The 5868-nt window shown below is 30.5% G+C and carries 8 protein-coding genes; all 8 read right to left on the minus strand.

The window, feature by feature from the left end; genetic code table 11:
• Positions 1-7 precede the first annotated feature (7 nt).
• The 8 genes from J5G60_RS16080 to spoVT all read right to left on the minus strand — a co-directional run bounded on the left by J5G60_RS16080 (position 8) and on the right by spoVT (position 5779).
• Complete coding sequence (locus tag J5G60_RS16080) at positions 8-280, minus strand: FtsB family cell division protein (protein WP_150357799.1); 273 nt, start codon at positions 278-280, stop codon at positions 8-10.
• A gap of 134 nt (positions 281-414) precedes the next feature.
• Positions 415-825 carry a spore cortex biosynthesis protein YabQ gene (gene yabQ, locus J5G60_RS16085; protein ID WP_150357797.1) on the minus strand — a complete coding sequence of 137 codons (411 nt, stop codon included), beginning with the start codon at positions 823-825 and terminating at the stop codon, positions 415-417.
• A gap of 11 nt (positions 826-836) precedes the next feature.
• Positions 837-1127, minus strand: coding sequence for a sporulation protein YabP (yabP, locus tag J5G60_RS16090; protein WP_150357795.1), 291 nt, complete (start codon positions 1125-1127; stop codon positions 837-839).
• 57 nt (positions 1128-1184) lie between these two features.
• Entirely contained in the window at positions 1185-1445 is a 261-nt protein-coding gene (locus J5G60_RS16095) for an RNA-binding S4 domain-containing protein (protein WP_150357793.1), read from the minus strand.
• Between the two features lie 60 nt (positions 1446-1505).
• The gene (locus J5G60_RS16100) at positions 1506-1781 is read right to left on the minus strand and encodes an HU family DNA-binding protein (RefSeq protein WP_150357791.1); all 276 of its coding nucleotides are present in this window, start codon (positions 1779-1781) and stop codon (positions 1506-1508) included.
• A 264-nt stretch (positions 1782-2045) separates the two neighbouring features.
• Positions 2046-3491 carry a nucleoside triphosphate pyrophosphohydrolase gene (mazG, locus tag J5G60_RS16105; RefSeq protein ID WP_150357789.1) on the minus strand — a complete coding sequence of 482 codons (1446 nt, stop codon included), beginning with the start codon at positions 3489-3491 and terminating at the stop codon, positions 2046-2048.
• A gap of 12 nt (positions 3492-3503) precedes the next feature.
• Entirely contained in the window at positions 3504-5036 is a 1533-nt protein-coding gene (locus J5G60_RS16110) for a putative polysaccharide biosynthesis protein (RefSeq protein WP_150357787.1), read from the minus strand.
• Between the two features lie 194 nt (positions 5037-5230).
• A complete protein-coding gene (gene spoVT, locus J5G60_RS16115; protein ID WP_150357785.1) occupies positions 5231-5779 on the minus strand; it encodes a stage V sporulation protein T in 549 nt (182 codons plus the stop codon).
• Between the last annotated feature and the right edge of the window lie 89 nt (positions 5780-5868).

The raw sequence follows: 5868 nt of genomic DNA on the forward strand, positions 1-5868 counted from the left end.
ATATAATTCATTTATTATTATCTATTACAGGAGTTTCACCTTGTTTAATAAGACCCAACTTCTCTCTGGCTAATTTTTCTATATATATGTCAGATGCAGACATTTTAACTTCATCCTGTAATTTTTGGTTTTTTACCTTCAGCTTTTGTTCTTCAGTTTTTCTCTCGACTATTTGCTTTTTTATATTCTGCATAGTAATCTGCTGGCTTACGAATATATAGCCTATGTATAAAACTAACAGTAAAAAGAATATATTCTTCCATTTAACCTTTATCTTCAACAATAATCACCAGTTTCTTTAATTAAAACTTTTATCTAAACTATATTAGATGCCTATGAGAACATAATCTTATCTTCAATTATCACAAATAACATTATATTTATATTGTAATTTGATTTTTAATTTTCTTCAAGTTAATTCTTATAATTTCTTTTATTTTTTTTCTTAATTATATAAATAACGTACTGAAAAAAATATACTAGAGTATTTAAAATTACCCTGAATACCCTTCCCAATATTCTAAACAATTTTTCATAAAAGCCTATAAATATGCGGCTAAAAATTTTTAAATACAAATATATACCCACTGCCAATAAAATGTATACATACATTCTTAAATAAGCATAATTAGTATACATCAAAAATACAAATACAATTACAGCTGTAAACAACCAAAATAGAGTGTCTTCTATAAACATTATTATTTTATTTAAGCCACTTAATCCCCTTATTAACCTGTAAAAATCAAACAGCACCCCAGTTATTATTCCTGCCATAATACTAAACAATATAATTCTGACCTGATCACCTATTGATATAATCATAATAATCCTAACTACTTAAACATTTTAGACAATAAATTATGCTTTTTCTTCTTAGGCTCATTATTTATATAAACACAGGAATTTATAGTGCCTATTATACTAACATCACCATTTTGGACATCTAATTTATTCATCTTTAAATCTTTACCCTTAATATCAAGAATTCCAAGATTGGTATTTAACGATATTTGATCCTCATTAAAACTTATAACTTCAATAATACCTGTTAGTATTAACTTTTTCCTATTTTCAAGACTTAGTAGGCTCTTTTTGTCTTCAAGCTTTATTTCTTTTTTCTCCATAAAACATCCCCTCCACCTATAATAAATATATGTGGCTGGAATAATTTATATTACTTTCTATTTCACATCTTTTGTCTCCGCAATTATTTTATACATATTTTGAACATCTTCCTTTTTAACATAATTTTTAACATTTAAAATTTTTGCTTTAAGACTATTGTTTGCATATATGATTTCTATTACGTCTCCCTCTTTGATCTCAGTGCTAGGTTTTGCCACTTTACCGTTTACTATAACCCTTCCACTTTCACAGGCTTCTTTTGCAACGGTTCTTCTCTTTATTATTCTAGATACTTTAAGATATTTATCTAACCTCATGCAAATTCTCCTTTTTAAAGCAGAAAACCCAGATTTTCATCCAGGTTTTCTGAAAATATATTATTTATTTACTTTATCTTTAAATTCTTTACCCGCTTTAAATACAGGAACTGTTGACTCTGGTATGTTTATCTCCTCTTTAGTTCTAGGATTCCTTCCCATTCTAGCAGCTCTTTTTCTCACTTCAAATGTTCCAAATCCAACTAATTGAACTTTTTCCTTTTTTTCAAGTGTTTCCTCTACACTTTCTATAAATCCCTTTAAAGCTGCCTCTGCATCTTTCTTCGTTAACTTTGACTTTTCTGCTATACTAGCAATTAATTCTGATTTATTCACCTTTTTTACCTCCTCTTATTTTCATAGACATATGTGCAAAATCATGCAAATATCTTTACAAATTACTCCCAATTAAATTCAATTAGGAACTATAGAAAGTAATAAACATTCATGTATTCGTACAAAAACAACTAACCTTTAACTTATGTATATTGCATACGTAATTAAATTATTTATCACTTACTATATTTAATTATAATATATATAGCCATATTCTGCACTAATTTATAAACTCCTTCTTTTTTTTGCATATAAAACTCAGATTTATTTATTTTTAGATTCCTCCCAAAGTTTATCCATTTCCTCTAATGTCATATCCATCATATCTAAACCATGAGCCATAGCACTTTTCTCTATATATGCAAAACGTTTTATAAATTTCTCTATAGTATAATTTAATGCAAATTCAGGGTCGATGTCAAGGAATCTTGCTACATTTACACATGCAAATATTAAATCCCCTATTTCTTCTACTATTTTTACCTTTTCTTCACTTTTATATACATTTTTTACTTCATAATATTCCTCTAAAACTTTATCCAGTGCACTTTCAACTTTGTCCCAATCAAATCCCACATCTGCAGCTTTTTTCTGAACCTTTACTGCTCTCATAAGACCCGGCAAAGTTTTAGCTACATGTATAAGCTCATCTGTATATGTTTTTAGGCCCTGTTCTTCCTTTTTTATAATATTCCAATTCGTAAGTACCTGCTCTGTATTGTCTATATTCTCACTTCCAAATACATGAGGATGCCTATTTATCATCTTATGGCATATGCCATTAATTACATCCCTTATATTAAAAAATCCCTCCTCTTCTCCTATTTGACAGTGAAATATTATCTGAAATAATACATCACCAAGTTCTTCTACAAGATTTGCATCGTCTTTTTCATTTACAGCTTCCATCACCTCATAACTTTCTTCTATAAGATATTTTTTTAAGCTGTCGTGATTTTGCCCTTTATCCCAAGGGCATCCTGTATCACTTCTTAATTTCTTCATTATATCCAATAAATCCTTTAAATCATATGTAATTTCTAAATTTTTAGGTATATAAACTGTTGTTAAATAATCTATATCGCTTTGCCTATCTAACTCATATAATTTTATTTTCCTTATAATCTCACTGTTTTTAATTCCTGCAGACTTTATAAAATATATTTCAATATCATCTCCATAGTACTCCATCAAGGCCAATTTAACCTGGGATGCAATTAATTTATCATACACTTGGGTTATTATGATACCAGTTCTTTTGTCCAGCATCTGATTTTTTATGTTAAAAGCATCAATTATTTTCAACCCGTCGCCAGCATCTATATTCAGTCTCTCTATAATAGTATCTATAAAACTGACTGACGGTACTATATCTATATCCAAAGATCTTTTTCTGCATAGTTCTATCAATAATTGAACTGACTTTTCCGCTACTAGAGGATGACCTGGAACTCCATAGGCTATCTGTTTGAACTTTTCATCTTTTTGTACCAAATCCTCTGCAATAGATTTATATACATCTTCAAATTTATCTTTGTCTTTGTACATATAGTCATAGGTATGAAAACTTATGCCTAATTTTTTTAAATAATTTACAGTGGGATGTTTTTCTGTTCTCAAATAGACTTCATCTGAATTTTTAAGTATATTTACGGCACCCAAGGTAAGAGATTCTACTGAGCCTGGACCTAGGCCTACTACCTTAATCATTTGTAAACCTCCTTATCTTTTTAAAAATTTACTTTTTATATAGTTATACCTAAATATTTTAAATATAACTATAAGCGGAATATAGATGATCAATCCTGAAATTATAGCCAGAAAACATGCTATTCTACTGCTTACTGTATAATTATAGACGCACATATAGATAATTACAACAGCTATTATCATAAAAATAGAAGCAAAGGCGGGTTTAACTACGATTTCAAAATAATTTACATCTATTTTTAATTTTCTAACAAGAAATATTATATTTAAAATACAAGTCAGAACATAGCCTGCTATGCTTCCACAAATGGCTCCATAAATATTTACATGGGGAATTGCTACTAAAAATGAAGTCAAAATTACTTTTACAATACATCCTAAAGATAGATTGAGTACAGGCCTAATATAATATCCTACCCCTTGTAATATAGCGGTAGATGTCTGCACCAATATTATAAATGGTATTGATAGTGCAGAATACTGAAGTATACTAGAACCGGCAGATTGACCTGGAAATATCAAATCTAAAATCGGATAAGCCAAAGTATACAATCCAAGCATAGAAGGAAGAGCAATCACCATAGAAAGTCTAAAGGATAAATCCACCTTGTTAATCACATCTAATTTTCTATTTAATATGTGTGATTCTGCAATTATAGGCATTAAGGAGGCACATAATGCAGCTGATATAGTAAGAGGTATGTTTATCAATATAAATGCTTTTCCCGTAAGTTGTCCATATAATATTGCTGCATCTTTATATGTAAAACCTGCTTCTAATAACTTCTGAGGCACCAGTGCCGAATCTATAAGACTCATTATACTACTGACGGCAGCCCCTAAAGATACTGGAATTGCTATATACAACAGTCTGCTCAGTATATCTTTGTTATCTGTCACTTTAACATTTATTTCTTTTCTTATAGGAATATATTTTATTATTAAATATATTCCCCCAAATAATCCACCTGCAGCTGCCCCCAAAGCCGCTCCACCTGCAGAATATTCTATGCCTTTAGGTAAAAGCAAGTATGCAAGTCCAACTCCAACTACCACTCTTCCTATCTGCTCTATAATCTGAGATACAGCGGTATAGTTCATATTTTGAAGTCCCTGAAAAAAGCCTCTAAATGCACTCATTATAGATATGAACATAGGTGCAAAGGCTATAGCTACCAGTGAATAGTAGGACTTTCTATCCCATTTTAGAAAATGTATAATTGGATTTGAGAATATAAGAAGCACTGCCGTAAAGCCTGTTCCTAAAATGAACATTAAAAGTAAAGACTTTCTCAATACTTGAATAATACCTTTATAATCCCCAAGTGCATTTTTTTCCGATACCATTTTAGATACAGCCACAGGTATACCCGATGCAGCTGCAACAAAAAACATATAAAGGGGGAAAGACATCTGATAATATCCCACCCCTTCATCTCCCACTAGCATTTGAAGTGGCCATCTAAAAAATAATCCTAGAAATTTGGATATTATACCTGCTGCTCCTAATATAATCGTACCTTTTATAAGTGACTGCTTTTTCATAAAAATACCTCCAAATTGCTATAGTTGCAAATAATTTATTTCCATGTTTATAATTATTTAAAATTTGAAAGTATTATTACTTTAAGTGAATATTTTTTATATCACAGTCAATACTTCTTTAATAGATTAAATGACTGTTACACTGAGATGAAGTTTGCCCATAAAAAAATGGCAGCTAATGCCGCCATTTTTTCCTATTGTTCCATTTGCTTTCCAAGAAATGAAGATGCTGTTTCAGCCAGCTTAGTTTCCACATTGCCAAATTTAGCTTCCTCTTTGGATGCTATTATTACAGCTCCAATAGCATCTCCACCAGATATTATAGGGCATATAACTTGAGCAGAATATTTTCCCTGAATATCTTCATCATCATATATGGGTATAATTCCTTTTCCTTCAGAAGCTGAAACTGTCTTTCTATCATCTATTAATTTTTCCAATTCTGAACTTATTTTTTTATCCACATATTCCTTTTTAGGAGCTCCACTTATGGATACAACACTATCTTTATCACATATCATAATTATATGACCTACAGTCTGCTGTAGTGATTCAGTATATCCCTTGGAAAAATCACTGAGCTCACCAATAGGCGAATACTTTTTTAATATAACGCCTCCTTCTCTGTCCGTAAATATCTCTAAAGGATCCCCCTCTCTTATTCTAAGTGTTCTTCTTATTTCCTTCGGTATGACAACTCTACCTAGGTCGTCTATACGTCTAACAATTCCTGTTGCTTTCATGTTTAGAATTCCTCCTCAAAAATAATAATATATAACCTGTCTCTTATAAACATATGACGATCCCGCCGAACCTACAAGTGTGAATGGCG

This window comes from Clostridium sp. HV4-5-A1G (assembly GCF_900184915.1).
GTDB lineage: Bacteria > Bacillota > Clostridia > Clostridiales > Clostridiaceae > Clostridium_B > Clostridium_B aromativorans.

What these genes read in the sequence shown, in the direction of transcription:
- yabQ (WP_150357797.1), bottom strand. Translation starts at nt 825, where the DNA reads ATGATTATATCAATAGGTGATCAGGTCAGAATTATATTGTTTAGTATT.
- yabP (WP_150357795.1), bottom strand. Translation starts at nt 1,127, where the DNA reads ATGGAGAAAAAAGAAATAAAGCTTGAAGACAAAAAGAGCCTACTAAGT.
- spoVT (WP_150357785.1), bottom strand. Translation starts at nt 5,779, where the DNA reads ATGAAAGCAACAGGAATTGTTAGACGTATAGACGACCTAGGTAGAGTT.
- J5G60_RS16095 (WP_150357793.1), bottom strand. Translation starts at nt 1,445, where the DNA reads ATGAGGTTAGATAAATATCTTAAAGTATCTAGAATAATAAAGAGAAGA.
- J5G60_RS16110 (WP_150357787.1), bottom strand. Translation starts at nt 5,036, where the DNA reads ATGAAAAAGCAGTCACTTATAAAAGGTACGATTATATTAGGAGCAGCA.
- mazG (WP_150357789.1), bottom strand. Translation starts at nt 3,491, where the DNA reads ATGATTAAGGTAGTAGGCCTAGGTCCAGGCTCAGTAGAATCTCTTACC.